Source organism: Pararhodobacter oceanensis (assembly GCF_003076755.1).
Lineage (GTDB): Bacteria > Pseudomonadota > Alphaproteobacteria > Rhodobacterales > Rhodobacteraceae > Pararhodobacter > Pararhodobacter oceanensis.
The window spans coordinates 40,958-64,784 of the sequence record NZ_QDKM01000010.1; the positions used below are offsets into that span (position 1 = coordinate 40,958).

The window sequence follows — 23,827 nt, forward strand, 5'->3', positions numbered from 1 at the left end:
CGCGATTTCCGCCGGTGACGTGGCGCAAGCTTTTGACCCGAGGGCCGCTTGCCCCTATAGACAGCGCAGAGCCAAAATTGTGGCGCAACCAGAGCGGTATATGACCCGAGCGATCCTGTCCTTCTTCGGTAGCCTGTTCAGTTTCATCGTGCTGGGCCTGTTTTTCGGCGCGCTGACTGTCGGCGGCGTGGTCTGGGTCTATACCCATGATCTGCCCTCGACCGAGCAACTGGCCAATTACAGCCCGCCGACGATCAGCCGGATCTACTCGGGCGAGGGGCGGTTGATCGACGAATTCGCCCGCGAACGCCGGTTGTTCACCCCCATCGAGGACATCCCGCCGCTGGTCCGCGCCGCCTTTATCTCGGCCGAAGACCGGCTGTTCTATGAACACGAGGGGTTCAACCCGCTGGCCATGGTCTCGGCCCTGCGCGATGCGATCACCTCGCGCGGGCAGAATGTGCGCGGCGCTTCGACGATCACCCAGCAGGTGATGAAGAACTTCCTTTTGTCCTCGGACCGCACCATCGAGCGTAAAATCCGCGAGATCATTCTGGCGTGGCGGGTCGAGCAATCGCTGAGCAAGGACCAGATCCTCGAGCTTTATCTCAACGAGATTTTCCTCGGCCAGAACTCCTTTGGCGTCGCCGCCGCCGCGCAGACCTATTTCAACAAGACCCTCGAAGACCTGACCATCGAGGAAATGGCCTTCCTTGCCGCGCTGCCGCAAGCGCCCTCTGAATACCATCCGGTGCGCGCCCGCGAGCGGGTGACCGAGCGGCGCAACTGGATCATCGGGCAGATGGTCGACAACGACTATATCACCGAGGCCGAGGCCGAGGCGGCACGCGCGCAACCGCTTGATACTGTGCAAAGCGGCGATATCGAGTCGTTCCGCGAAAGCCTGCCCGAGCGCGACTATTTCACCGATGAAATCCGCCGGCAGTTGTCCTCGTCCTTCGGCGAAGAGGAATTCTTCACCGGCGGCCTGTCGATCCGCGCCACCGTGCACCCGCAATTGCAGGTCCATGCCGCCCATGCTCTGCAGCGCGCTTTGGAGTCCTATGACCGCAGCCGCGGCACATGGCGTGGCACCGGCATCCGCTTCGAGCCCGAAGTGCTGGCCGATGAGGCGACATGGCGCGAGGCCCTCGCCGCCGCCGATGTGGCCCGCGATATCACGCTGGGCAACCCGTGGTATCCCGCCGTGGTGCTGGATGTGACCGCCGACCGCGCCCGTCTGGGCATCGAGGGCCAGCGCGAGATCGGGCAGGTGGATCGCCCCGATATCGACTGGCTGCCCGGTTCGATGTCGGACACGCTGCAAGTCGGCGATGTGGTGCATGTGCGCGCGATCACCTCGGATGAGGACGGCAGTTTTATGCGCTGGTCGCTGCGGCAGGTGCCCGAAGTGCAGGGCGCCTTCATGGCAATGGACGTCAACACCGGCCGGGTGATCGCCATTCAGGGCGGGTTTTCCTATCAGCAATCGGGCTTCAACCGCGCCACCCAGGCGCGCCGCCAGCCCGGTTCGGCGTTCAAACCCTTTGTCTATGCCGCCGCGCTCGATTCCGGCTTCACCCCCGCCACCATCGTCATTGACGCGCCGATCGAGATCGACACCGGCGACGGTATCTGGCGCCCGCAAAACGCCTCGCGTGAGTTTTACGGCCCGACGCCGGTGCGCATGGGCATCGAGCAATCGCGCAACCTGATGACCGTGCGGCTGGCGCAAGAGGTCGGCATGGATGTGGTCGCCGGTTATGCCGAGCGTTTCGGCGTTTACGACCGCATGCAGCCCTTCCTCGCCAACTCGCTGGGCGCGCAGGAAACCTCGCTGTTTCGCATGGTTGCCGCCTATGCAATGTTCGCCAATGGCGGCGAGCGGGTCGAGCCGACGCTGGTGGACCGCGTGCAGGACCGCTGGGGCCGCACCGTCTACCGCCATGACCAGCGCCAATGCGTCGAATGCTCCGAGCCCGATCTGCCCCCCGGTCAAGCGCCGTGGATTGCCTCCAACCGCCAACGCGTGATGGACCCGATCACCGCCTACCAGCTTACCTCGATGATGCAGGGCGTGGTCCAGCGCGGCACCGCCACACGGGTGCGCCTGCCGGTGCCGGTGGCCGGCAAGACCGGCACCACCAATGACACCCGCGACGTCTGGTTTGTCGGCTATACCTCCAATATCGTCGCCGGTTGCTACATCGGCTTTGACCGCCCGCGGTCCTTGGGCCGCGGCGTCTCGGGCGGCGGCACCTGCGCGCCGGTGTTCACCGATTTCATGCGCCACGCGGTCGAGGAATTCGGCGGGGGTCGTTTCGAGGTTCCCCCGGGCGGGCATTTCATCCGCATCAACCGCTTCACCGGCGAGCGTATGGGCGATGATGCCTCGGGCGCGGATGTGGTGGCCGAATACTTCCGCGACGGCGAAGAGCCGGTGTTCGGTGTCGACGCGCTGATCGACGGCGGCTTTATGATCGGCGGCTCGCTGCCGGTATTCTCGCCCGAGCCGCTCGACGGGCCGCTGGTCACCGAGGACGGGGTCGAGATCGGCAGTGAAGTGGTCGAGGATGACAGCGGCGGGGTGATCTTGCGCGAAGGCTCCAGCTTTGGCACGCTCAGCTCCGGCGGGCTCTATTAACCTGCGATAAGCCGCGAGCGCTGGCGCTTTGACCCATTGCGCGCCGCTGCGTCACACTTGCAGGCGGGGCGTGCGGCGGGCGAAACAGCGGTGCAAACTTGGGCGCAGAGGGGGAGAGCCATGATCACATTGCACCACGCGCCGCAGAGCCGCAGCTTTCGCATCCTGTGGTTCCTCCATGAGGCCGGTCTCGCCCATCACGTCACTTATCACAGCTTTGGCGGCAAGGGTCTGCGCGATCCGGCGTTTCTGGCGCTCTCGCCCGCAGGCCGCGTGCCGGTGGTGGAAGTCGACGATCAGGTGCTGTTCGAATCCGCCGCGATTCTGGAATATCTGGTCGAGACCCGCGCCCCCGCTCTGGGCCGCGCCGCCGGTCATAGTGAGCGCGGCCAATACCTTGAGTGGCTGCATTACGGCGAGACCATCGCCCAGCATCTGGCGCAGCTCACCTTTCATCATATCGTCTTGCGCCGCGAGGATCGCAGCCCGGTGGTGCAGCGTCTCGAAGCCCTGCGCCTGCGCCGCACGCTTGAAGGCATCGAGGCCGCGCTCGGTGATCAGGACTATATCCTGCACGGCGGGTTCAGCGCCGCGGATGTGATGATCGGCAGTTCCACCGATCTCGCCCGCCGCTTTGTGCCGCTGACCGGTCTGCCCCGCGTGCAGGCGTGGCACCAGCGCCTGACCGCACGCCCCGCCTATCAGGCGGCACTGGCGGCGGATGGTCCGGCGGAACTGTATTTACATGACACCTATGGAGACGCCCGTGGCTGACAGCCCCCAGACTTATGTCGAGATTTTCGAGGTCGGCCCCCGCGACGGCTTGCAGAACGAAAAGCGCATGATCCCCACCGCCGAGAAAATCGCGCTGGTCGATCTGCTGTCGCGCGCCGGTTTCAAACGGCTTGAGGTTGCCAGTTTCGTCAGCCCGAAATGGGTGCCGCAAATGGCGGATTCGGCGCAGGTGCTGGCCGGTATCACCCGCGCATCGGGCGTCTCCTATGCCGCGCTGACGCCCAATATGCGCGGTTATGAGGGCGCGAAGGCCGCCAAAGCCGATGAGATCGCGGTCTTTGCCTCCGCCTCGGAAGGCTTCTCCAAGGCCAATCTCAACTGCACCATCGCCGAGTCGATTGAACGCTTCCTGCCGATCATCGAGGCCGCCAAAACCGACGGCATTCCGGTGCGCGGCTATATCAGCTGCGTCACCGACTGCCCGTTTGACGGGCCGACCCCGCCCGCAGCCGTCGCCGATCTGGCCGAGAAACTCGACGCATTGGGCTGCTACGAGATCAGCCTAGGCGACACCATCGGGCAAGCCACGCCCGAGAGCCTGACCGCGATGCTGCAAGCGGTGCTGGCAAAAGTCCCCGCCGCGCGGCTGGCAGGGCATTTCCACGACACATCGGGCCGCGCCTGCGACAATATCGAGGCGGCGCTGGCGCTTGGCTTGCGGGTGTTTGACGCGGCGGTCGGTGGTTTGGGCGGCTGCCCCTATGCGCCCGGCGCGCAGGGCAATGTCGCCACCGAAGCCGCCATGGCGCGCATCGAATCCTTGGGCTACCGCACCGGATTGGACGCGCAGATCATCAATCAAGCCGCTGATATGGCACGTAAAATGAGGGAATCCGCATGAGCTGGGAGACAATCAAACTCGAGCTGGACGCGCGCGGCGTGGCGACATTGACGCTGCACCGGCCCGACAAACATAATTCGATGTCGGCGCTGATGATCGAGGAACTAACCCGCGCGGCGGCACAATTGGACAGCGACGACGCGGTGCGCGTGGTGGTGCTGACCGGCGAAGGGGCGAGTTTCTGCGCTGGCGGCGATCTGGGCTGGATGCAGGAACAGATGAAAGCCGATAGCGCCACGCGCGCCGCACAGGCGGGGCAACTGGCGGGGATGCTGGGTGCGCTGAATTCGCTGTCGAAACCCCTGATCGGGCGGATACAGGGGCAGGCGTTCGGCGGCGGCATCGGGCTGATCTCGGTCTGTGACGTGGCCATCGGGGTTGAGGGCGCGAAATTCGGCCTGACCGAAACCCGTCTCGGGCTGATCCCCGCGACCATCGGCCCCTATGTGCTGGCCCGTATGGGCGAGGCGATGGCGCGCCGCGTGTTCATGTCGGCGCGTCTCTTTGGCGCCGAGGAGGCGGTGACGCTGGGGCTGCTGGCCAAAGCCGTCGCCCCCGATGCCCTCGACGCCGCCGTTGAGGGGGAGGTCAAACCCTATCTGTCCTGCGCCCCCGGCGCGGTGGCCTCGGCCAAAGCGCTGGCCCTGCAATTGGGCGGCGGTATCGGCGCGGATGATGTGGCGCAGTCGATCAAGGCATTGGTCGCGCGCTGGGAAAGCCCCGAGGCCGCCGAGGGGATCTCGGCCTTCTTTGACAAGCGCAAACCCGACTGGCTGCGTTAACCAACAAGCCCCGCGCGCGCCGCACCGCGCGCGGGGTCGAATCACGCGCGCATGCTGCGGCGAAAACCATATAGTTTTCATATATCTTTACGCGAATCATCTGCCATGGCGCGGGCAGGGCGCGCAGCCATGCCGCAAGTGCATAATCCGGCGCCAATAGCGCCAGCCCGCGCGGCAAATCCCCGCATCCCGCCGCGCCCATGCCCATATATTCCGCCCGAATCCGCGCCAAATCCGCCCCGGAACTACCCGCACGCCAGCACCGCCGCGCAAATGAGTCGCGATGCGCCGCGCGGCGCGATAGAATGCCCTGCAATCGGGGCTTTTATTGGCCCTGACGCGCCGGACCTTCGGTTGACCCCGTGTGCCTGCCAGAGTAAACGGTGCAACAAGCTAAATTGAGCAGCCTAGGACGCCGGTTTACCGGTGCAAACTGCGCTAAAGGAGCCAACGGTGGACGATCTTCTCCGAGACTACCTTCCCATCATCGTTTTTCTTGTGATCGCCATCGGGCTTGGACTTGTGCTGATGCTCTCGGCCATGATCATCGCCGTGCGCAATCCCGACCCGGAAAAGGTCTCGGCCTATGAATGCGGGTTTAACGCCTTTGACGATGCGCGGATGAAATTCGATGTGCGCTTCTATCTGGTCGCGATCCTGTTCATCATTTTCGACCTCGAGATCGCGTTTCTGTTTCCCTGGGCGGTGGCCTTTGCCGATATCAGCATGACCGCGTTCTGGTCGATGATGGTGTTTCTGGGCGTGCTGACCGTCGGCTTTGCATACGAATGGAAGAAGGGGGCTCTGGAATGGGAGTGACCAACGCGCTTCAGACTGGGGCCAATACCGCCGGTGCCGACCGTGAGGTTGCCACCCAGGCCCTGAACACCGAGTTGCAGGACAAGGGCTTCCTGCTGACCACCACCGCCGATATCATCAATTGGGCGCGCAATGGCTCGATGCACTGGATGACCTTTGGTCTGGCCTGCTGCGCGGTCGAGATGATGCACGCCTCGATGCCGCGTTACGACCTCGAGCGTTACGGCACCGCGCCGCGCGCCAGCCCGCGCCAGTCGGACCTGATGATCGTTGCCGGCACGCTGACCAACAAGATGGCACCGGCGCTGCGCAAGGTCTACGACCAGATGCCCGAGCCGCGCTATGTGATCTCGATGGGCTCCTGCGCCAATGGCGGCGGCTATTACCACTATTCCTACTCGGTGGTGCGCGGCTGTGACCGGATCGTGCCGGTGGACATCTATGTTCCCGGCTGCCCGCCGACCGCCGAAGCCCTGATGTATGGCATTATGCAGTTGCAGCGGAAAATCCGCCGCACTGGCACTTTGATCCGCTGAGGAGGCGCGTATGTCCGACGCCCAAGATCACGCCCTGAAAGAACTGGGCGCCTATATCGAAGTCAAACAGCCCGACGCCGTGCTAGAGGTGTCGGTGGCTTTCGGCGAGTTGACGGTGACCGTCACCGCCAGCTCGATCGCCGACTTCGTGCGCTTCCTGAAGACCGATGAGACCTGCCGGTTCTCGACGCTGATCGACATCACTGCCGTCGATTACCCGCAGCGCCGCCAGCGGTTCGATGTGGTGTATCATTTCCTGTCGATGTATCGGAACCAGCGCATCCGCATCAAATCGGCGGTGCGCGAGGATGAGATGATCGCCTCGATTACCGATATCCACCCCTCGGCCAATTGGTTCGAGCGCGAGGTGTTCGATATGTTCGGCATCCTCTATTCGGGCCATCCCGACCTGCGCCGCATCCTCACCGACTACGGGTTCCGCGGCCATCCGCTGCGCAAGGATTTCCCGACCACCGGCTATGTCGAAGTCCGCTATGACGAGGACGCCAAACGCGTGGTCTATGAACCGGTCAGCCTGCCGCAGGACTATCGCCAGTTCGACTTTATGTCGCCATGGGAAGGCGCGAATTACATTCTGCCCGGTGACGAGAAGGGGGCGGCGAAATGATGGACGGAACCAAAGGCTTCACCGATACGCTGACCGGTGAGCAGAAAATCCGCAATTTCAACATCAACTTCGGCCCGCAGCACCCTGCGGCACACGGCGTGCTGCGTCTGGTGCTCGAGCTTGACGGCGAGATCGTCGAGCGTTGCGACCCGCATATCGGGTTGTTGCACCGCGGCACCGAAAAGCTGATGGAAAGCCGCACCTATCTGCAGAACCTGCCCTATCTGGACCGGCTCGACTATGTGGCGCCGATGAATCAGGAGCACGCTTGGTGTCTGGCCCTCGAGCGGCTCACCGGCACCGAGGTGCCGCGCCGCGCCAGCCTGATCCGCGTGCTCTATTCGGAAATCGGGCGGGTGCTCAACCACCTGTTGAACGTGACCACGCAGGCGATGGACGTTGGCGCGTTGACGCCGCCGCTCTGGGGGTTCAACGAGCGTGAAAAGCTGATGGATTTCTACGAGCGTGCCTCGGGGGCGCGGCTGCATGCCGCCTATTTCCGCCCCGGTGGTGTGCATCAGGATCTGCCGCCCGCGCTGATCAACGACATCGAGAAATGGGCCGAGGAATTCCCCCAGAAACTTGATGATATCGACACGCTGCTGACCGAAAACCGGATTTTCAAACAGCGCAACGCCGATATCGGTGTGGTCTCGGAAGAAGAGATCACCGATTGGGGATTCTCGGGCGTCATGGTCCGTGGCTCGGGTCTGGCTTGGGATTTGCGCCGCGCGCAACCCTATGAATGCTATGACGAATTCGACTTCAAAATCCCTGTGGGCAAGAACGGCGATTGTTATGACCGCTATCTCTGCCGCATGGCCGAGATGCGCGAATCGACCTCGATCATCCGGCAGGCGATTGCCAAACTGCGCGCCCCCGAGGGGCAGGGCGATGTGATGGCCCGCGGCAAGATCACGCCGCCGAAACGCGGTGACATGAAGACCTCGATGGAAGCGCTGATCCATCACTTCAAACTTTATACCGAGGGCTTCCACGTGCCCGCCGGCGAGGTTTACGCCGCGGTTGAGGCCCCCAAGGGCGAATTCGGCGTCTATCTGGTCGCCGATGGCACCAATAAACCCTACCGCGCCAAGCTGCGCGCGCCCGGTTTCCTGCACCTGCAGGCGATGGATCACATGGCCAAAGGTCATATGCTGGCCGATGTCTCGGCGATCCTCGGCAGTATGGATATCGTGTTCGGCGAGGTGGACCGGTGAGATTGGCAGCGCCCCTCGCGGCGATCGCATTGACCGCCGGACTGTCGGCGCCCGCGGCGGCTTTCTCGCCCGAGCGGGCGGCGATTCTGGTCGATGCGGTGCGCGACAACGGCTGCGAGATGGCCGGCCAGCAGGCGCCCGCCGCGCTCGAGCCGCTGGGCCTCGACGCGATCGAAGTGCAGAGCTTTGTCGATATCCTGTATGGCGCCGAACTGGTGCGGGTGTCCGATGACCTTGAGCATCTGATCCTTTCCGAGCAGCTCTGCACCGCGCAGGGCAGCGACTCGATGGCGCTGATCGTCTCGGCCTTCGCCAGCCAAGAGGCCACGCTGCAGCCATGGGAGCCTGATTTCACCCCTGCGCGCGGCGCCGAATTTGTCGCCGTCTTGCGCGACAATGATTGCGGCATGTCGGATGCGCAGGCGGGGGATATCCTGCCCGGTCACGGGTTCAGCCCCGAGATCTCGCGCGATATCGTCACCGTGATGCTTGAGGGCGGGCTTGCCGATCTGAGCGAGGACGCCTCGCAGGTGAACCTCTCGGCGCCGCTCTGCGCCGCCGATCCGGTGGATGACAGCGCCACGCTGGAGGCCGCGCTGGCCGCATGGCATCTGGCGCATAACCAGACCGCAGCCGAAGAGGTGACGCAATGACTTTGATCGCAATGACCATTCTCGCAATCACCGCCGCCCTGCTGTTTGCTGCGACACTCATCGCCAGCCAGCCTGCCGCCACGCGCCAACAGATCCGCATAGAGCGCGACACTCATTCGACGGGGGCGCGCGACTGATGTGTAAACCCCTGGTATTTCGACGCAATTCCGATGTCTCTGTGACGTCCCAGAAAGGGCAGAACTGACGCTATGCTCCGCCGTCTCCATCCGCATCAACCCGAGAGTTTCGCCTTTACCCCTGCCAATCAGGCATGGGCCGAGGCGCAGATCACCAAATATCCCGAGGGCCGTCAGGCCTCGGCGATCATCCCGCTGTTCTGGCGCGCCCATGAGCAAGAGGGCTGGCTGACCCGTCCGGCGATCGAAAGCATCGCGGATATGTTGGGCATGGCCTATATCCGCGCGCTCGAAGTGGCGACTTTCTACTTCCAGTTCAAACTGGCGCCCACCGGCACCGTCGCCCATATCCAGATTTGCGGCACCACCAGCTGCATGATCTGCGGTGCCGAGGATCTGGTCAGCGTCTGCAAAGAGCGGATCTCGCCCGAGCCGCTGGCGCTCTCGGCGGATGGCAAGTTCAGCTGGGAAGAGGTCGAATGCATCGGCGCCTGCTCGAATGCGCCGGTGGCGCAGATCGGCAAGGATTACTACGAGGATCTGACCGTCGAGAGCCTCAACCGTATTCTCGATGAGCTGGACGCAGGCCGCGTGCCGACACCCGGCCCGCAAAACGGCCGTTTCACCTCCGAGCCTCTGGCCGGGATCACCAGCCTCACCGAAGGCGAGCGTGTCGAGAGCGCCAATGCCTCGGTCGCCCGTGCGCTGGATCTGGGTGATACGGTCAAGCGGATCGACGGCACCGAAGTGCCGATCCTGACCCCGTGGCTGGATGGTGCGGCGAAAAAGCCGAAATCTGAACGCGCCGATGGCAAGCCGGTCTCGAGCCGTCTGGGCAAAGCCCCGCTGGACGAGAAATCCGCCACCATCCCCGCCGAGAAAGCCGGTCAGAAACCCGCCCAGCCCGAAGCCGCCGCCGCCGCGGTTGAGCCCGAGGCCGATGCCGCCGCGCAATCCGCGGCCAAGCCCGAGGTGACGCCCGAAGCCAAGGCGACACCGGCTCCCGATGGCACGCCCGAACCGGTGCCCGCAGGCGAGGCGACGCGCCCCGCCGCGCTGCAAGCCGCGCGCGAAGGCGGTGCCGATGATCTCAAGCGGATCAAAGGCGTCGGCCCGAAGATGGAGCAGGTCTGCAACGAGCTGGGCTTTTACCACTTTGACCAGATTGCCGCATGGACCCCCGCCGAGGTCGCATGGGTCGATGACAATCTCGCTGGTTTCAAAGGCCGCGTGACCCGTGACAACTGGGTCGAACAGGCGCGCCAACTGGCCGCGGGCGAGGACACCGAATTTTCGAAGCGCGTCGATAAAGGCGATGTCTATTAAGGCATAGGCCCGCGGGCGCGCTGTGCTAAGGAGTTGAAAAGGCGCTATGAAGGATGAGACACCACGGGGACGGCAAGGGCGCGCAATTGCGCTGCTGATTGCCGGCGTCTGCGCGGTGTATCTGATCCTTCTGGCCGTGGGGGATAAGCTGGGCTGGTCTCAGCGCACCCTCGCGCTCTTTGATCTGGCGGCACTTGCCGGATTCGGGATGGCGTTGTGGCTGATTTATGGGCTCTGGCGGTCAAGCCGGAACGACAGAGACCCCGATGTTAAGGATTGAGCGATGCTGAAGGATCAGGACCGGATCTTCACGAATCTCTACGGGATGTATGATCGCAGCCTCAAGGGCGCGATGTCTCGTGGCGCGTGGGATGGCACCAAGGATATCATGGCCAAGGGTCGTGACTGGATCGTCTCCGAGATGAAAACCTCGGGTCTGCGCGGGCGCGGCGGGGCAGGGTTCCCGACCGGCCTGAAATGGTCGTTCATGCCCAAGGAAAGCGACGGTCGCCCCTCCTATCTGGTGGTCAACGCCGACGAATCCGAGCCGGGCACCTGTAAGGACCGCGAGATCATGCGCCATGATCCGCATACGCTGATCGAGGGCTGCCTGATCGCCTCCTTCGCGATGAACGCCAACGCCTGCTACATCTACCTGCGCGGCGAATATATCCGCGAGCGCGAGGCGCTGCAGGCCGCGATTGATGAGGCTTACGACGCCGGTCTGGTCGGCAAGAACGCCGCCAAATCGGGCTGGGACTTTGATATCTACCTGCACCACGGTGCGGGCGCCTATATCTGCGGCGAGGAAACCGCGCTGTTGGAGTCGCTTGAGGGCCGCAAGGGCATGCCGCGGATGAAACCGCCGTTCCCTGCCGGTGCTGGCCTGTATGGTTGCCCGACGACGGTGAACAACGTCGAATCCATCGCTGTGGTGCCGACCATTCTGCGCCGTGGCGGCGCGTGGTTCGCCGGTTTTGGCCGCCCCAATAACGCGGGCACCAAGCTGTTTGCGATCTCGGGCCATGTCAACAACCCCTGCGTCGTCGAAGAGGCGATGTCGATCAGCTTTGAAGAACTGATCGAAAAGCATTGCGGCGGCATTCGCGGCGGTTGGGATAACCTTCTGGCGGTGATCCCCGGTGGTTCCTCGGTGCCGGTGGTGCGCGGTGAGCATATGCGCGACGCGGTGATGGATTTCGACTATCTGCGCAATGAACTGCAGTCGGGCCTTGGCACCGCGGCGGTGATCGTGATGGACAAACAGACCGACATCATCAAAGCGATCTGGCGGCTTTCTGCCTTCTACAAGCACGAAAGCTGCGGCCAGTGCACGCCCTGCCGCGAAGGCACCGGCTGGATGATGCGCGTCATGGACCGTCTGGTGCGCGGCGAGGCCGAGGTCGAGGAAATCGACATGCTTCTGGATGTGACCAAACAGGTCGAGGGCCACACGATCTGCGCCCTTGGCGATGCCGCGGCTTGGCCGGTTCAGGGTCTGATCCGCAACTTCCGCGATGTGATCGAAGACCGTATCAAAGACCAAAAAGCCGGCCGCACCTCGGCTCTGGCAGCGGAGTAACCATGTTTTTCGCTCCCTCAACCTCCAGCAAAATGCCGACCGGCCACGGGTTTCTGCCCGTGGCGGGCGCATCTGCTGTGCCATCGGTGCGGAAACCCGCCGATGCGGGGGGGGCTCTGCGCTCACACGATCAATTGACCGCGCGCGCGGTCAACGGAGAGGGCAAAGCGCAGTATGTTTTCAACCGATTGCGGCATCTGCCGCGGATTGGAGAGAACATATGAAACTCGGAACTTTCTTGCCGACCACATTGGCGACCGCAACCTTGGCCCTTTCGCTGGCAGTGACATCTGCGCAAGCGCAGACCACCCCGCAGGCAGAGGTCAACGCCACCTTGATGGCCGATGACTACATCTGGAGCGGGCTGTTTTCGGTCGCTGTGGCCGACCAGATCCGCAACGAATGCGCCCGTATGGATGCGCGCACCTTCCGCGCGACGCGGTTTCTGTATGACCTTTACGGCAAGGCGCGCGATTACGGCTATTCCCGCGACCAGATCGACACGTTCCGGCGTGACGAGGCGAATCAAGAGCTACTGCGGACCTGGGTCATGCAGTATTTCGACCAAAATGGGGTGCAGCTTGACGCGCCCGAGACGTTTTGCGCGCTAGGAGAGGCCGAAATCGCGGCCGGAACCCGTGCGGGCACACTTTTGAGAGCAAGGTAAGCCATGGCAGAGCTTCGCAAGATCATTATCGACGACCGCGAGATCGAGGTTCATCCCGCGATGACCCTGATCCAAGCCTGTGACGAGGCCGGGATCGAAATCCCGCGCTTTTGTTACCATGAGCGTCTGTCGATTGCCGGCAACTGCCGCATGTGTCTTGTCGAAGTGGTCGGCGGGCCGCCCAAACCCGCCGCCTCCTGCGCCATGCAGGTCAAGGATCTGCGCCCCGGTCCCGAGGGCCAGCCGCCGGTCGTCCGCACCAATTCGCCGATGGTCAAAAAGGCCCGCGAAGGGGTGATGGAGTTTCTGCTGATCAACCACCCGCTCGATTGCCCGATTTGCGATCAGGGCGGCGAATGCGATCTGCAAGACCAAGCAATGGCTTACGGCGTCGATTTCAGCCGCTACCGTGAGCCCAAGCGCGCCTCGGAAGACATGGATCTCGGGCCGCTGATCGACACCACGATGACCCGCTGTATCTCCTGCACCCGCTGCGTGCGTTTCACCACCGAAGTGGCGGGCGTTTCGGTGATGGGCCAGACCGGTCGCGGCGAGGATGCCGAGATCACCACCTACCTCGATGCGGTGATCGATTCGAACCTGCAGGGCAATATCATTGACCTTTGCCCGGTCGGCGCGCTGACCTCGAAACCCTATGCTTTCACCGCCCGCCCGTGGGAGCTGACCAAGACCGAGTCGATCGACGTGATGGACGCGCTCGGCGCCAGCATCCGCATCGACACCAAGGGTCGCGAAGTGATGCGCATTCTGCCGCGCAACCATGACGGGGTGAACGAGGAATGGATCTCGGACAAGACCCGTTTCGTCTGGGACGGTCTGCGCCGCCAGCGCCTTGATACCCCGTTCATCCGCGAGAACGGCAAGCTGCGCCGCGCAACTTGGGGCGAGGCCTTGGCCGCCGCCGCCACCGCGATGAAGGGCGCCAAGAAGCTCACCGGTCTGGTCGGCGATCTCGCCACCACCGAGGCGGCCTATTCGTTGAAAACGCTGGTGGAATCGCTCGGCGGTTCGGTGGAATGCCGCACCGACGGCGCACGTTTGCCCGCTGGCAACCGCTCGGGCTACGTGGGCAATGCGCTGATCGAGGATATCGATACCGCCAAGGCAATTATGCTGATCGGCACCAACCCGCGGCTTGAATCGCCGGTGCTCAACGCCCGCATCCGCAAGGCTTGGCTGAACGGCGCGAAAATCGGCGTTGTCGGCGAGGCTGCCGATCTGACCTATGACTACCACCACCTCGGCACCGGCCGCGACGGCTTGGCGAAACTCAGCACCGGCTCGCATGACGACGCGCTCGGCAAAGAGACGCTGGTGATCGTCGGGCAGGGCGCCTTGCGTGAGGCTGACGGCGCTGCCGTGCTCGCCCATGCAATGAAATTCGCCGAGCTGACCGAGAGCAAATTCATGGTGCTGCACACCGCCGCGGGCCGTGTCGGCGCGCTGGATGTCGGTGCTGTCACCGAGGGCGGCTTGCAGGCCGCGACCGAGGGCGCCGATGTGATCTTCAACATGGGCGCCGATGAACTCGATATCGATGCCGGTCCCTTTGTCATCTACCAAGGCAGCCACGGCGACCGCGGCGCCCACCGCGCCGATGTGATCCTGCCCGCCGCCGCTTACCCCGAAGAGGGCGGAATTTTCGTCAACACCGAAGGCCGCCCGCAACTCGCGGTCCGCGCCGGTTTCGCACCGGGCGACGCCAAAGAAAACTGGGCGGTGCTGCGCGCTTTGTCTGCCGAAGCCGGTCAAACCCTGCCCTGGGATAGCCTCGCCGCGCTGCGCAAGGCGATGATCGCAGAGGTGCCGCATCTCGAACTGATTGATATGGTGCCGGAAAACGACTGGCAGGCGGAACCGCTGGACACGCTGGGGGATGCATCTTTCCGCCCTGCCATCCATGATTTCTTCCTGACCAACCCGATTGCACGGGCCTCGACCCTGATGGCCGAACTCAGCGCGCTGGCGATTGCTCGCGCCGACAAGCCGATGGCAGCCGAGTGAGATGAACATGAGCCGCCGCGCCCCTTTACTGATCGTGACAGCGCTGGCCCTGAGCGGGCTGGCGGGCTGTGTCACGGCGGCAAGCCAGCCGGATGATCGGGTGCTGGGCGCGCCGGAAAACGCGGTCTATCGCGGGGTGCAAACCCGCCTGCTCGAACAGGATCTGGTCAATTTCATCGTCGCCATGGAAGGCGCCGAGGACCAGCGCGACCCGATCGCCTACGCCAGATGTGCAGCAGCACAATACGCCCTGATCAGGGGCTACGGATTCGCGCGCCATGTGCGCACCAATGTAACAGAACAGGGTGGTCTTTGGCGGGCCGATGCGGTTTATACCGTCTCGCCCGCACTGCCCCGTGGGTTCCGGACGATTGACGCCGAAGTGACGGTGGCCGATTGCACGGAGCAGGGGATACCGACGGTCTGAGGACAAGATATGGCTGACTTCTTTACCAACACCAATCTGGGGATTCTCCTCCTGACCGCCGGGCAAGTCCTGCTGGTCGTGGTGCCGCTATTGCTGGCGCTGGCGTTCCTCATGTATGCCGACCGCAAGGTCTGGGCGGCGGTGATGCTGCGCCGCGGGCCCAACGTGGTCGGCCCCTTCGGCCTGCTGCAAAGCTTTGCCGACTTTATCAAATATATGGTCAAAGAGGTGGTGTTTCCCGCCGGTATTGACCGCGCGGTGTTCCTTTTGGCGCCGATGATCACCTTTGTCATGGCCATGGTCGTCTGGGCGGTGATCCCGTTCAATGACGGCTGGGTGCTGGCGGATGTGAATATCGCCATCCTCTATATCTTCGCGATCTCGGGGTTCGAGGTTTACGGCGTGATCATGGGCGGCTGGGCGTCGAACTCGAAATACGCCTTCCTCGGCTCGATGCGCTCGGCGGCGCAGATGATCTCTTATGAGGTCTCGATCGGTCTGATCATCATCGGGGTGATCATCTCGACCGGCTCGCTGAATCTGAGCGATATCGTCCGCGCGCAGGCCGGTGACTACGGGTTGATGCATTGGTATTTCATCCCGCATTTCCCGATGCTGTTCTTCTTCCTGATCTCGGCGCTGGCCGAGACCAACCGGCCGCCGTTTGACCTGCCCGAGGCCGAAGCCGAACTCGTCGCCGGCTATCAGGTGGAGTATTCCTCGACGCCGTTCCTGTTGTTCATGATCGGTGAATTGACCGCCGTGGTGATGATGTGCGCAATGATCAGCTTGCTGTTCTTTGGCGGCTGGCTCAGCCCGGTGAGCTTCCTGCCGGACGGGATCCACTGGATGATCCTGAAGATGCTGGTGATGTTCTTCGTCTTCGCCATGGTCAAGGCAATCACCCCGCGCTACCGCTACGACCAGTTGATGCGGATCGGCTGGAAGGTCTTCCTGCCGCTGTCGCTGGGCTGGGTGGTGCTGGTCGCGTTCTTGGCGAAATTCGAAGTTTTGGGCGGCTTTTGGGCACGCTACGTGATTGGGGGCTGATCAAATGGCAGAACAAATGGCACAGGGCAGCGGCGAGCGCAGGGCGACGGATTTTACCCGCTCGATCAAATACTTCCTGCTGTTCGATTTTCTCAAAGGTTTTGGCATCGGCATGCGCTATTTCTTTGCGCCGAAGTCGACGATCAACTATCCGCATGAAAAAGGCCCGATCAGCCCGCGGTTTCGTGGCGAGCATGCGCTGCGCCGCTATCCCAATGGCGAAGAGCGCTGCATTGCCTGTAAACTCTGCGAGGCGGTCTGCCCCGCGCAGGCGATCACCATCGACGCCGAGCCGCGTGACGACGGCAGCCGCCGCACCACGCGCTACGATATCGACATGACCAAATGCATCTTCTGCGGTTTCTGCCAAGAGGCTTGCCCGGTGGATGCGATTGTCGAGGGGCCGAATTTTGAATACGCCACCGAAACCCGCGAAGAGCTGTTCTATGATAAAGAGCGTTTGCTGGCCAACGGCGACCGCTGGGAGGCCCAGATCGCCCGCAACCTCGAGCTTGACGCGCCTTACAGGTAGGAAGCCATGACCGACGCCTATACAAAGATGATCCAGCAGATGATGGAAAGCGGGCAGGAGATGCTGCAGCGCTTCAATCCGGCGTTGGAAAATGTCAAAGGCGCGGGTCTGGATAAGATGTTTCCGACGATGTCCAAGGACATGATGGAAATGTGGTTCGGCAAGACCTTCAACCGCGAGGGGCTGGATGCCAAAACGCGGCTTCTGGTCACTGTCGGGGCGCTGACCGTGTTGGGCGCGCAGGCCGAGCCGCAGATGAAAACAACGGTGCGCCACGCGCTGGAAGCGGGCGCCACCGAGCGCGAGATCGCCGAGGTGATCTGGCAAATGAGTATGTTCGGCGGCCTGCCCGCCATGCAAAAGGCGCTGGAAATTGCCCAGAGCGTCTTTGCCGAAACCAAGGAGAACGAGGCATGAGCGTTGCCGATTTTGCCTTTTACGCTTTCGCCATAGTCGCCGTGATCGCGGCGCTATTGGTGGTGACGGCGCGCAACCCGGTGCACTCGGTGCTGTGGTTGATCCTCACCTTCCTGTCGTCGGCAGGGCTGTTCGTGCTGATGGGCGCGGAATTCATCGCGATGCTGTTGATGATCGTCTATATCGGCGCGGTCGCGGTGCTGTTCCTGTTTGTGGTGATGATGCTCGACATCGACTTCGCCGCGCTCAAGGCCGAGATGACGCGGTATTTCCCGCTCGCCTCCTTGGTCGGTGTGGTGATCCTGATGCAACTGGCGCTCTTGTACGGCGCTTGGGGGCAGGCCGAGAATGCCAGCGCCCTGCGGATGGCGCCAACGCCGGATATGGCCGAGATCCACAACACCCGCGCCTTGGGGCTGATCATCTATGACCAGTATCTCTTGGTGTTCCAGCTTTCGGGGCTGATCCTGCTGGTCGCGATGATCGGTGCGATCGTGCTGACCATGCGCCACCGGACCGGCGTCAAGCGGCAGGATGTTACGCAGCAGATGTGGCGTGATCCGGCCAAGGCGATGGAACTGAAAGACGTCAAACCGGGGCAGGGGCTCTGACCGGGTCTCTGGGCGACTTGCGATAGGCCACCGCGCGACCTGGTGGCGGACTAAAAACTAAATCGGGTGCACAAACCCGGAGGGAACGGACAATGGTTGGACTTGAGCATTACCTGACGGTAGCGGCGACGCTGTTCGTCATCGGTATTTTCGGGATATTCTTGAACCGCAAGAATGTCATCGTGATCCTGATGTCGGTTGAATTGATCTTGCTGTCGGTGAACATCAACCTCGTGGCGTTCTCGTCCCAGCTCGGGGATCTGGTGGGGCAGGTGTTCACGATGTTCGTGTTGACCGTCGCCGCCGCCGAGGCCGCGATTGGCCTTGCGATCCTTGTCACCTTCTTCCGCAACCGTGGCACGATTGATGTTGAAGACGTCAACGTGATGAAAGGCTAAGACCGATGGCGACGATCCTTCTTTTTGCTCCTCTGTTGGGCGCGCTCATCTGCGGTCTGTTCTGGCAGGTGATCGGCGAGAAAGCCGGTATGGTGATTGCCACCGCGCTGCTGTTCCTCTCGGCGCTGCTGTCATGGGTGCTGTTCCTCAGCTATGACGGCGTGGCGGAGAGCATTCAGGTGCTGCGCTTTATCGACAGCGGCACGCTGGTCGGCGACTGGGCGATCCGCCTTGACCGTCTGACCACTGTGATGCTGATCGTGGTGACCACGGTCTCGGCGCTGGTGCATCTCTATTCCTTTGGCTATATGGCCCATGACGAGAACTGGACCGAGGAAGAGGATTACCGCGCGCGGTTCTTCGCCTATCTGTCGCTGTTCACCTTTGCCATGCTGATGCTGGTCACCGCCGATAACCTCGTGCAGATCTTCTTTGGCTGGGAGGGCGTCGGCCTCGCGTCCTATCTGCTGATCGGCTTCTACTGGAAAAAGCAGTCCGCCGGTGCCGCCGCGATGAAAGCCTTTATCGTCAACCGCGTTGGTGACTTCGGCTTCCTGATCGGCATCATGATGCTGTATTTCCTTACCGATTCCGTGCGCTTCGATGATATCTTCGCCTCCGCCGAGCAGCTCTCGCAGACCACGATCCACTTCCTCTGGACCGATTGGAACGCGATCAATGTCGCCTGTTTCTTCCTGTTTGTCGGGGCGATGGGGAAATCCGCGCAGCTGTTCCTGCACACTTGGTTGCCCGACGCGATGGAAGGCCCGACTCCGGTCTCGGCCCTGATCCACGCCGCAACCATGGTTACTGCCGGTGTGTTCCTCGTCAGCCGCTTCTCGCCGCTGATGGAATACGCCGATGAAGCCCGTGCCTTTATCGTGCTGATCGGCGCCTTCACCGCGTTTTTCGCCGCCACCGTCGGCCTCGTGCAGAACGACATCAAGCGGGTGATCGCCTATTCGACCTGTTCGCAGCTCGGCTATATGTTCGTGGCCGCCGGTCTTGGCGTCTACTCGGTGGCAATGTTCCACCTGCTGACCCACGCTTTCTTCAAGGCAATGCTGTTCCTTGGCGCCGGTTCGGTGATCCACGGCATGCATCACGAGCAGGACATGCGCAATTACGGCGGTCTGCGCTCGAAAATGCCCTATACCTTCTGGGCAATGATGATCGGCACGCTGGCAATCACCGGCGTCGGCATTCCGCTCACGCATTTTGGTTTCGCCGGTTTCGTCTCGAAAGACGCGATTATCGAGAGCGCATTCGGCGGCGGTGCCACCTATGCCTTCTGGATCTTGGTGGCCGGTGCGGCGATGACCTCCTTCTATAGCTGGCGGTTGATGTTCATGACCTTCTACGGCAAGCCGCGCGGCGACCGTGAGACCCATGACCACGCCCATGAAAGCCCGCTGACCATGCTGATCCCGCTGGCGGTGCTGGCGGTCGGCGCGGTCTTCGCCGGTATGCTGTGGTATGAGCCGTTCTTTGGCTCCGAGGCTTCGGTGCATGCGTGGTTCGGCGATTCCATTGTGATGCTGTCGGATAACCATGTGATCCACGCCGCCCATGAGGCACCGGCTTGGGTCAAGGTCTCGCCCTTCATCGCCATGCTGGCGGGTCTGGCACTGGCCTATCTGTTCTACATCCGCAGCCCGCATCTGCCGGGGCAGCTGGCGCAGAACCAGCCGATCCTCTACCGCTTCCTGCTCAACAAATGGTATTTCGACGAGATTTACGACGCGATCTTCGTGCGCCCGTCGATTGCCCTTGGCCGGTTGCTGTGGAAGCGCGGCGATGAGCGCAGCATTGACGGTTTCCTCAATGGTCTGTCGCTGAACGTCATTCCCAGACTGAACCGCGTCTATGCCCGCGCCCAGTCCGGCTATCTCTATACCTATGCGTTCGCCATGGTCCTCGGGATCGCCGCGCTCGTTACCTATGTTACGCTCACCGGAGGGGCACACTGATGCTGAACCTTCTGTCCATCATCACCTTTGTTCCAGCAGCGGCGGCCTTTGTGCTGGCGGTGTTCCTGCGCGGTGATGACGAAACAGCCCAATTGCAGGCCAAACGGCTGGCGCTTTTTGCCACCAGCGCGGTGTTCCTGATCTCGCTGATCCTGCTGTTCTCCTTCGATCCCTCCGACACCGGCTTCCAATACGTCGAAGAGGCCGAGTGGATCATGGGCCTGACCTATAAGCTGGGCGTGGACGGCATTTCGGTGCTGTTTGTCATGCTGACCACCTTCTTGATGCCGATCACCATTCTGGCCTGCTGGAATGTGACCCACCGGGTCAAGGAATATATGATCGCCTTCCTGCTGCTCGAAACGCTGATGATCGGCGTGTTCGTGGCGCTGGATATGGTGCTGTTCTATCTGTTCTTTGAGGCCGGTCTGATCCCGATGTTCCTGATCATCGGCATCTGGGGCGGCAAGAACCGGATCTACGCGGCGTTCAAATTCTTCCTCTATACCTTCATCGGCTCGGTGCTGATGCTGGTGGCGATGATCTATATGTTCATGCAGGCGGGCACGACGGATATCCCGACGCTGCTGACCTATGAATTCGACGCCGGACCCTTTAGCCTGCTCGGCTGGCAGATCACCGGCGGCGTCCAAACGCTGTTGTTCCTCGCCTTCTTTGCCTCCTTTGCGGTGAAAATGCCGATGTGGCCGGTGCACACTTGGTTGCCCGACGCCCACGTGCAGGCGCCGACCGCCGGTTCGGTCATTCTGGCCGCAGTGCTGTTGAAAATGGGCGGCTACGGCTTCCTGCGCTTCTCGGTGCCGATGTTCCCCGTGGGCGCGGACACCATGTCGACTCTGATCCTGTGGATGTCGGCAATTGCGATTGTCTATGCCTCCTTGGTGGCGCTGGTGCAGAACGACATGAAAAAGCTGGTGGCCTATTCTTCGGTCGCACATATGGGCTTTGTCACCATGGGGATCTTTGCGCTGAACAAGCAGGGGCTTGATGGCGCGATCTTCCAGATGATCAGCCACGGGTTTATCTCGGGCGCGCTGTTCTTGCTGGTCGGGGTGATCTACGACCGTATGCACACCCGCGAGATCGAGGCCTACGGCGGTCTCGTCAACCGGATGCCGGCCTATGCGGCGGTGTTCTTGCTGTTCACCATGGCCAACGTCGGCCTGCCGGGCACCTCGGGGTTTGTCGGCGAGTTCCTGACCTTTATGGCCGCCTTCCACGCCAACACTTGGGTCGCCGCCGTGGCCGCCACCGGTGTGATCCTCTCGGCAGGCTACGGGCTCTGGCTCTATCGCCGCGTGGTCTTTGGCGAATTGGTCAAGGAAAGCCTGAAAACCATCAAGGATCTCGATACACGCGAGAAAACCATGCTGGTGCCCTTGCTGGTGATGACCCTGCTGCTGGGGGTCTATCCGGCGCTGGTTACCGATCTCATCGGCCCTTCGGTCGATAATCTTCTCACTCATTTCCATGCCGCGGTCGGCACTGAGGCTGTCGCGGATGCGGCGGCGCAGGTCGCCCCCTCGGCTCAAAGTCACTGAAAGGCCCACCCAGATGACCTCGGTTGATCTTTCGATTGCGCTACCCGAAATTCTACTGTCGCTTTGGGCGATGGTGGCGCTGATGGCGGGGGCCTATTTTGGCAAGGACAAACTTGCCGCCACGCTGACCTGGGCCACGGTTGCGGTCATGGTGCTGCTTGCCGTGATGATCGGCGTGCTCGAGCCTGAAACCCGCACCGGTTTTGGCGGGCTGTTCCTTGATGACGCCTTTGCCCGCTTTACCAAAGTCGCGATCCTGCTGGCCGGTGCCGCGGTGCTGGTGATGGGGATGGATTACCTCGAGCGCCAGAATATGATGCGGTTCGAGTATCCGATCCTTGTCGCGCTCTCCACCGTCGGGATGATGGTGATGGTCTCCGCGGGCGACCTGATCACCCTCTATATGGGGCTCGAGCTGCAGTCCCTCTCGCTTTATGTCCTCGCCGCGATCCGCCGCGACAGTGTCAAAGCGACCGAAGCGGGCCTCAAGTATTTCGTCCTCGGCGCGCTGGCCTCCGGTCTGCTGCTCTACGGCGCCTCGCTGGTCTATGGTTTCTCGGGCACCACCCGTCTGGCCGATATCGCCAGCACCGTGCATGCCGGTGAGCAACTGCCGATCGGCCTGCTGATGGGTCTGGCCTTCATGATGGCCGGTCTGGCGTTCAAGATCTCGGCCGTGCCCTTCCATATGTGGACGCCTGACGTCTACGAGGGCTCGCCGACGCCGGTCACCGCCTTCTTCACCACCGCCCCGAAAGTCGCCGCCATGGCGCTGCTGGCGCGGCTGGTGTTCTCGGGCTTTGGCGAAGCGGCGGCGGACTGGGGCCAGATCCTTGCGTTCCTCGCCGGTGCCTCGATGGTGGTGGGCGCCATCGGTGCGCTCAGCCAGCGCAACCTCAAGCGCCTGATGGGCTATTCGACGATCTCGCATATGGGCTTTGCACTGCTGGGCCTCACCGCCGGCACCGCCGCCGGTGTGCAGGCGACGCTCCTTTATCTGGTGATCTATGTCACCATGTCGATCGGGGTCTTTGCCTTCATCCTCTCGATGCGCCGCGAAGGCCGTCCGGTGGTGCAGATCGACGATCTCAACATGCTGTCCAAGGCACAGCCCGCACAGGCGCTCGCCCTCCTGATCCTGATGTTCAGCTTCGCTGGTGTGCCGCCCCTGATCGGCTTCTGGGCCAAATTCACCGTGCTTGCGGCGGCGATTGACGCGGGCTTTATCACCCTCGCCATCGTCGGTGTGGTGGCCTCGGTGGTCGGCGCCTTCTACTACCTGCGCATCGTCTACTTCATTTACTTCGGTTCCGAGGTTGACCCGCTGGACAGCGATGTCGCACCGGTGCAGCGCTGGATGACTTTGGTCGCCGCAGCGGTCACCCTGCTCGGTGTGATCAACCTCTTTGGCATCGAGGGTGCTGCAGGGTTGGCGGCGCAAGCGCTTGTCCAATAATCTGCCCGCCTGGCCAGACGGCTATGCCCGTCTGGTGTTGCCCGAGGTGGATAGCACCAATGCCGAGGCCATGCGCCGGGCCGCTGAATTAAGCGGCCCGACGTGGATTTTGGGGCTGCGCCAAACCGCAGGCCGTGGCCGCCGTGGCCGCGACTGGAGCGATCCGCCGGGCAATTTCTCGGCCACGCTGGCGGTGCGCCTCGCGGATGAGCCCGCGCGTCTGGCGCTGCGCTCCTTTGTGGCGGCGCTGGCACTCTATGACGCGCTGACCGATCTGACGCGGCTGGAATCGCCCTTTGCGCTGAAATGGCCCAATGATGTGCTGCTCAATGGCGGCAAACTCTCCGGCATCCTGCTCGAGGGCGTGGGGCAGGGGGTGCTGGCGCTTGGCATCGGGGTCAACCTGCGCAGCCATCCGCCGGTGCAACAGGGTGCGGGCTTCGCGCCGGTGAGCCTGCGCGCCGAGACCGGCATTTCGGTGCTGCCCGAGGAATTCCTCAACCGCCTCGCCCCGGCCTATGCGCTCTGGGAAGACCGCCTTGTGACCTACGGGTTCGAGCCCATTCGCACCGCCTTTCTCGCCCGCGTCGCCCGTCTGGGCGAGCCTCTGGTCGCGCGCACGCTCTCGGATCAGGTCCACGGGGTGTTCGAAACCATTGATGAGAGCGGCGCCTTGGTGCTCAATACAGCCTCCGGTCGCGTGGCAGTGCCTGCCGCCGATATCTTCTTTCCCTGACCCGAGGGGGGTC

At 62.5% G+C, this 23,827-nt stretch carries 25 protein-coding genes; all 25 read left to right on the forward strand.

Going from position 1 to position 23,827, the window contains the following annotated elements:
• The first annotated feature begins 100 nt into the window (after positions 1 to 100).
• The 25 genes from DDE20_RS16250 to DDE20_RS16370 all read left to right on the forward strand — a co-directional run bounded on the left by DDE20_RS16250 (position 101) and on the right by DDE20_RS16370 (position 23,814).
• Positions 101 to 2,644 carry a penicillin-binding protein 1A gene (locus tag DDE20_RS16250; RefSeq protein WP_116559580.1) on the forward strand — a complete coding sequence of 848 codons (2,544 nt, stop codon included), beginning with the start codon at positions 101 to 103 and terminating at the stop codon, positions 2,642 to 2,644.
• A gap of 120 nt (positions 2,645 to 2,764) precedes the next feature.
• Positions 2,765 to 3,418, forward strand: a complete 654-nt coding sequence (locus DDE20_RS16255) for a glutathione S-transferase family protein (protein ID WP_116559581.1) — start codon at positions 2,765 to 2,767, stop codon at positions 3,416 to 3,418.
• On the forward strand, positions 3,411 to 4,280 hold the full coding sequence (locus tag DDE20_RS16260) for a hydroxymethylglutaryl-CoA lyase (protein ID WP_276308538.1): 870 nt from the start codon (positions 3,411 to 3,413) through the stop codon (positions 4,278 to 4,280). Before DDE20_RS16255 ends, DDE20_RS16260 begins: the two co-directional genes overlap by 8 nt.
• Positions 4,277 to 5,062 (forward strand): crotonase/enoyl-CoA hydratase family protein, encoded by a 786-nt coding sequence (locus DDE20_RS16265; protein ID WP_116559583.1) that lies wholly within the window; start codon positions 4,277 to 4,279, stop codon positions 5,060 to 5,062. Before DDE20_RS16260 ends, DDE20_RS16265 begins: the two co-directional genes overlap by 4 nt.
• A 453-nt stretch (positions 5,063 to 5,515) precedes the next feature.
• Complete coding sequence (locus DDE20_RS16270) at positions 5,516 to 5,881, forward strand: NADH-quinone oxidoreductase subunit A (protein ID WP_116559584.1); 366 nt, start codon at positions 5,516 to 5,518, stop codon at positions 5,879 to 5,881.
• Positions 5,872 to 6,417: a NuoB/complex I 20 kDa subunit family protein gene (locus tag DDE20_RS16275; RefSeq protein ID WP_116559585.1), complete on the forward strand. Its 546-nt coding sequence runs from the start codon at positions 5,872 to 5,874 to the stop codon at positions 6,415 to 6,417. Before DDE20_RS16270 ends, DDE20_RS16275 begins: the two co-directional genes overlap by 10 nt.
• Positions 6,418 to 6,427: 10 nt before the next feature.
• Positions 6,428 to 7,045 (forward strand): NADH-quinone oxidoreductase subunit C, encoded by a 618-nt coding sequence (locus DDE20_RS16280; RefSeq protein WP_116559586.1) that lies wholly within the window; start codon positions 6,428 to 6,430, stop codon positions 7,043 to 7,045.
• A complete protein-coding gene (locus DDE20_RS16285) occupies positions 7,042 to 8,265 on the forward strand; it encodes an NADH-quinone oxidoreductase subunit D (RefSeq protein WP_116559587.1) in 1,224 nt (407 codons plus the stop codon). Before DDE20_RS16280 ends, DDE20_RS16285 begins: the two co-directional genes overlap by 4 nt.
• A gap of 2 nt (positions 8,266 to 8,267) precedes the next feature.
• The gene (locus tag DDE20_RS16290; RefSeq protein WP_116559588.1) at positions 8,268 to 8,918 is read left to right on the forward strand and encodes a hypothetical protein; all 651 of its coding nucleotides are present in this window, start codon (positions 8,268 to 8,270) and stop codon (positions 8,916 to 8,918) included.
• Positions 8,915 to 9,055 carry a hypothetical protein gene (locus tag DDE20_RS19060; protein WP_165814541.1) on the forward strand — a complete coding sequence of 47 codons (141 nt, stop codon included), beginning with the start codon at positions 8,915 to 8,917 and terminating at the stop codon, positions 9,053 to 9,055. Before DDE20_RS16290 ends, DDE20_RS19060 begins: the two co-directional genes overlap by 4 nt.
• A 72-nt stretch (positions 9,056 to 9,127) precedes the next feature.
• On the forward strand, positions 9,128 to 10,381 hold the full coding sequence (locus DDE20_RS16295) for an NADH-quinone oxidoreductase subunit E (protein ID WP_116559589.1): 1,254 nt from the start codon (positions 9,128 to 9,130) through the stop codon (positions 10,379 to 10,381).
• A gap of 46 nt (positions 10,382 to 10,427) precedes the next feature.
• Complete coding sequence (locus DDE20_RS16300; protein ID WP_116559590.1) at positions 10,428 to 10,661, forward strand: DUF5337 family protein; 234 nt, start codon at positions 10,428 to 10,430, stop codon at positions 10,659 to 10,661.
• A 3-nt stretch (positions 10,662 to 10,664) separates the two neighbouring features.
• Positions 10,665 to 11,963, forward strand: a complete 1,299-nt coding sequence (gene nuoF / locus DDE20_RS16305; RefSeq protein WP_116559591.1) for an NADH-quinone oxidoreductase subunit NuoF — start codon at positions 10,665 to 10,667, stop codon at positions 11,961 to 11,963.
• A gap of 220 nt (positions 11,964 to 12,183) precedes the next feature.
• Positions 12,184 to 12,630 carry a DUF5333 domain-containing protein gene (locus DDE20_RS16315; protein WP_116559593.1) on the forward strand — a complete coding sequence of 149 codons (447 nt, stop codon included), beginning with the start codon at positions 12,184 to 12,186 and terminating at the stop codon, positions 12,628 to 12,630.
• Between the two features lie 3 nt (positions 12,631 to 12,633).
• Positions 12,634 to 14,655: an NADH-quinone oxidoreductase subunit NuoG gene (nuoG, locus tag DDE20_RS16320; protein ID WP_116559594.1), complete on the forward strand. Its 2,022-nt coding sequence runs from the start codon at positions 12,634 to 12,636 to the stop codon at positions 14,653 to 14,655.
• A gap of 7 nt (positions 14,656 to 14,662) precedes the next feature.
• Positions 14,663 to 15,082 (forward strand): hypothetical protein, encoded by a 420-nt coding sequence (locus DDE20_RS16325; RefSeq protein WP_116559638.1) that lies wholly within the window; start codon positions 14,663 to 14,665, stop codon positions 15,080 to 15,082.
• A 9-nt stretch (positions 15,083 to 15,091) separates the two neighbouring features.
• Positions 15,092 to 16,132, forward strand: coding sequence for an NADH-quinone oxidoreductase subunit NuoH (gene nuoH / locus DDE20_RS16330; RefSeq protein ID WP_116559595.1), 1,041 nt, complete (start codon positions 15,092 to 15,094; stop codon positions 16,130 to 16,132).
• 16 nt (positions 16,133 to 16,148) lie between these two features.
• On the forward strand, positions 16,149 to 16,664 hold the full coding sequence (gene nuoI / locus DDE20_RS16335) for an NADH-quinone oxidoreductase subunit NuoI (protein ID WP_116559596.1): 516 nt from the start codon (positions 16,149 to 16,151) through the stop codon (positions 16,662 to 16,664).
• Between the two features lie 6 nt (positions 16,665 to 16,670).
• Positions 16,671 to 17,081 carry a carboxymuconolactone decarboxylase family protein gene (locus DDE20_RS16340; protein ID WP_116559597.1) on the forward strand — a complete coding sequence of 137 codons (411 nt, stop codon included), beginning with the start codon at positions 16,671 to 16,673 and terminating at the stop codon, positions 17,079 to 17,081.
• Complete coding sequence (locus tag DDE20_RS16345) at positions 17,078 to 17,692, forward strand: NADH-quinone oxidoreductase subunit J (protein ID WP_116559598.1); 615 nt, start codon at positions 17,078 to 17,080, stop codon at positions 17,690 to 17,692. The genes DDE20_RS16340 and DDE20_RS16345 overlap by 4 nt, the downstream gene beginning before the upstream one ends.
• Before the next feature lie 92 nt (positions 17,693 to 17,784).
• Positions 17,785 to 18,090, forward strand: coding sequence for an NADH-quinone oxidoreductase subunit NuoK (gene nuoK / locus DDE20_RS16350; RefSeq protein ID WP_116559599.1), 306 nt, complete (start codon positions 17,785 to 17,787; stop codon positions 18,088 to 18,090).
• 5 nt (positions 18,091 to 18,095) lie between these two features.
• Positions 18,096 to 20,060: an NADH-quinone oxidoreductase subunit L gene (nuoL, locus tag DDE20_RS16355; RefSeq protein ID WP_116559600.1), complete on the forward strand. Its 1,965-nt coding sequence runs from the start codon at positions 18,096 to 18,098 to the stop codon at positions 20,058 to 20,060.
• Positions 20,060 to 21,622, forward strand: coding sequence for an NADH-quinone oxidoreductase subunit M (locus DDE20_RS16360; protein WP_116559601.1), 1,563 nt, complete (start codon positions 20,060 to 20,062; stop codon positions 21,620 to 21,622). The genes nuoL and DDE20_RS16360 overlap by 1 nt, the downstream gene beginning before the upstream one ends.
• Before the next feature lie 13 nt (positions 21,623 to 21,635).
• Positions 21,636 to 23,078, forward strand: coding sequence for an NADH-quinone oxidoreductase subunit NuoN (gene nuoN / locus DDE20_RS16365; RefSeq protein ID WP_116559602.1), 1,443 nt, complete (start codon positions 21,636 to 21,638; stop codon positions 23,076 to 23,078).
• A 1-nt stretch (position 23,079) separates the two neighbouring features.
• Positions 23,080 to 23,814: a biotin--[acetyl-CoA-carboxylase] ligase gene (locus tag DDE20_RS16370; RefSeq protein ID WP_116559639.1), complete on the forward strand. Its 735-nt coding sequence runs from the start codon at positions 23,080 to 23,082 to the stop codon at positions 23,812 to 23,814.
• Positions 23,815 to 23,827 lie beyond the last annotated feature (13 nt).

What these genes read in the sequence shown, in the direction of transcription:
- DDE20_RS16250 (WP_116559580.1), top strand. Translation starts at nt 101, where the DNA reads ATGACCCGAGCGATCCTGTCCTTCTTCGGTAGCCTGTTCAGTTTCATC.
- DDE20_RS16255 (WP_116559581.1), top strand. Translation starts at nt 2,765, where the DNA reads ATGATCACATTGCACCACGCGCCGCAGAGCCGCAGCTTTCGCATCCTG.
- DDE20_RS16265 (WP_116559583.1), top strand. Translation starts at nt 4,277, where the DNA reads ATGAGCTGGGAGACAATCAAACTCGAGCTGGACGCGCGCGGCGTGGCG.
- DDE20_RS16275 (WP_116559585.1), top strand. Translation starts at nt 5,872, where the DNA reads ATGGGAGTGACCAACGCGCTTCAGACTGGGGCCAATACCGCCGGTGCC.
- DDE20_RS16280 (WP_116559586.1), top strand. Translation starts at nt 6,428, where the DNA reads ATGTCCGACGCCCAAGATCACGCCCTGAAAGAACTGGGCGCCTATATC.
- DDE20_RS16285 (WP_116559587.1), top strand. Translation starts at nt 7,042, where the DNA reads ATGATGGACGGAACCAAAGGCTTCACCGATACGCTGACCGGTGAGCAG.
- DDE20_RS19060 (WP_165814541.1), top strand. Translation starts at nt 8,915, where the DNA reads ATGACTTTGATCGCAATGACCATTCTCGCAATCACCGCCGCCCTGCTG.
- DDE20_RS16295 (WP_116559589.1), top strand. Translation starts at nt 9,128, where the DNA reads ATGCTCCGCCGTCTCCATCCGCATCAACCCGAGAGTTTCGCCTTTACC.
- DDE20_RS16300 (WP_116559590.1), top strand. Translation starts at nt 10,428, where the DNA reads ATGAAGGATGAGACACCACGGGGACGGCAAGGGCGCGCAATTGCGCTG.
- nuoF (WP_116559591.1), top strand. Translation starts at nt 10,665, where the DNA reads ATGCTGAAGGATCAGGACCGGATCTTCACGAATCTCTACGGGATGTAT.
- DDE20_RS16315 (WP_116559593.1), top strand. Translation starts at nt 12,184, where the DNA reads ATGAAACTCGGAACTTTCTTGCCGACCACATTGGCGACCGCAACCTTG.
- nuoG (WP_116559594.1), top strand. Translation starts at nt 12,634, where the DNA reads ATGGCAGAGCTTCGCAAGATCATTATCGACGACCGCGAGATCGAGGTT.
- DDE20_RS16325 (WP_116559638.1), top strand. Translation starts at nt 14,663, where the DNA reads ATGAGCCGCCGCGCCCCTTTACTGATCGTGACAGCGCTGGCCCTGAGC.
- nuoH (WP_116559595.1), top strand. Translation starts at nt 15,092, where the DNA reads ATGGCTGACTTCTTTACCAACACCAATCTGGGGATTCTCCTCCTGACC.
- nuoI (WP_116559596.1), top strand. Translation starts at nt 16,149, where the DNA reads ATGGCACAGGGCAGCGGCGAGCGCAGGGCGACGGATTTTACCCGCTCG.
- DDE20_RS16340 (WP_116559597.1), top strand. Translation starts at nt 16,671, where the DNA reads ATGACCGACGCCTATACAAAGATGATCCAGCAGATGATGGAAAGCGGG.
- DDE20_RS16345 (WP_116559598.1), top strand. Translation starts at nt 17,078, where the DNA reads ATGAGCGTTGCCGATTTTGCCTTTTACGCTTTCGCCATAGTCGCCGTG.
- nuoK (WP_116559599.1), top strand. Translation starts at nt 17,785, where the DNA reads ATGGTTGGACTTGAGCATTACCTGACGGTAGCGGCGACGCTGTTCGTC.
- nuoL (WP_116559600.1), top strand. Translation starts at nt 18,096, where the DNA reads ATGGCGACGATCCTTCTTTTTGCTCCTCTGTTGGGCGCGCTCATCTGC.
- DDE20_RS16360 (WP_116559601.1), top strand. Translation starts at nt 20,060, where the DNA reads ATGCTGAACCTTCTGTCCATCATCACCTTTGTTCCAGCAGCGGCGGCC.
- nuoN (WP_116559602.1), top strand. Translation starts at nt 21,636, where the DNA reads ATGACCTCGGTTGATCTTTCGATTGCGCTACCCGAAATTCTACTGTCG.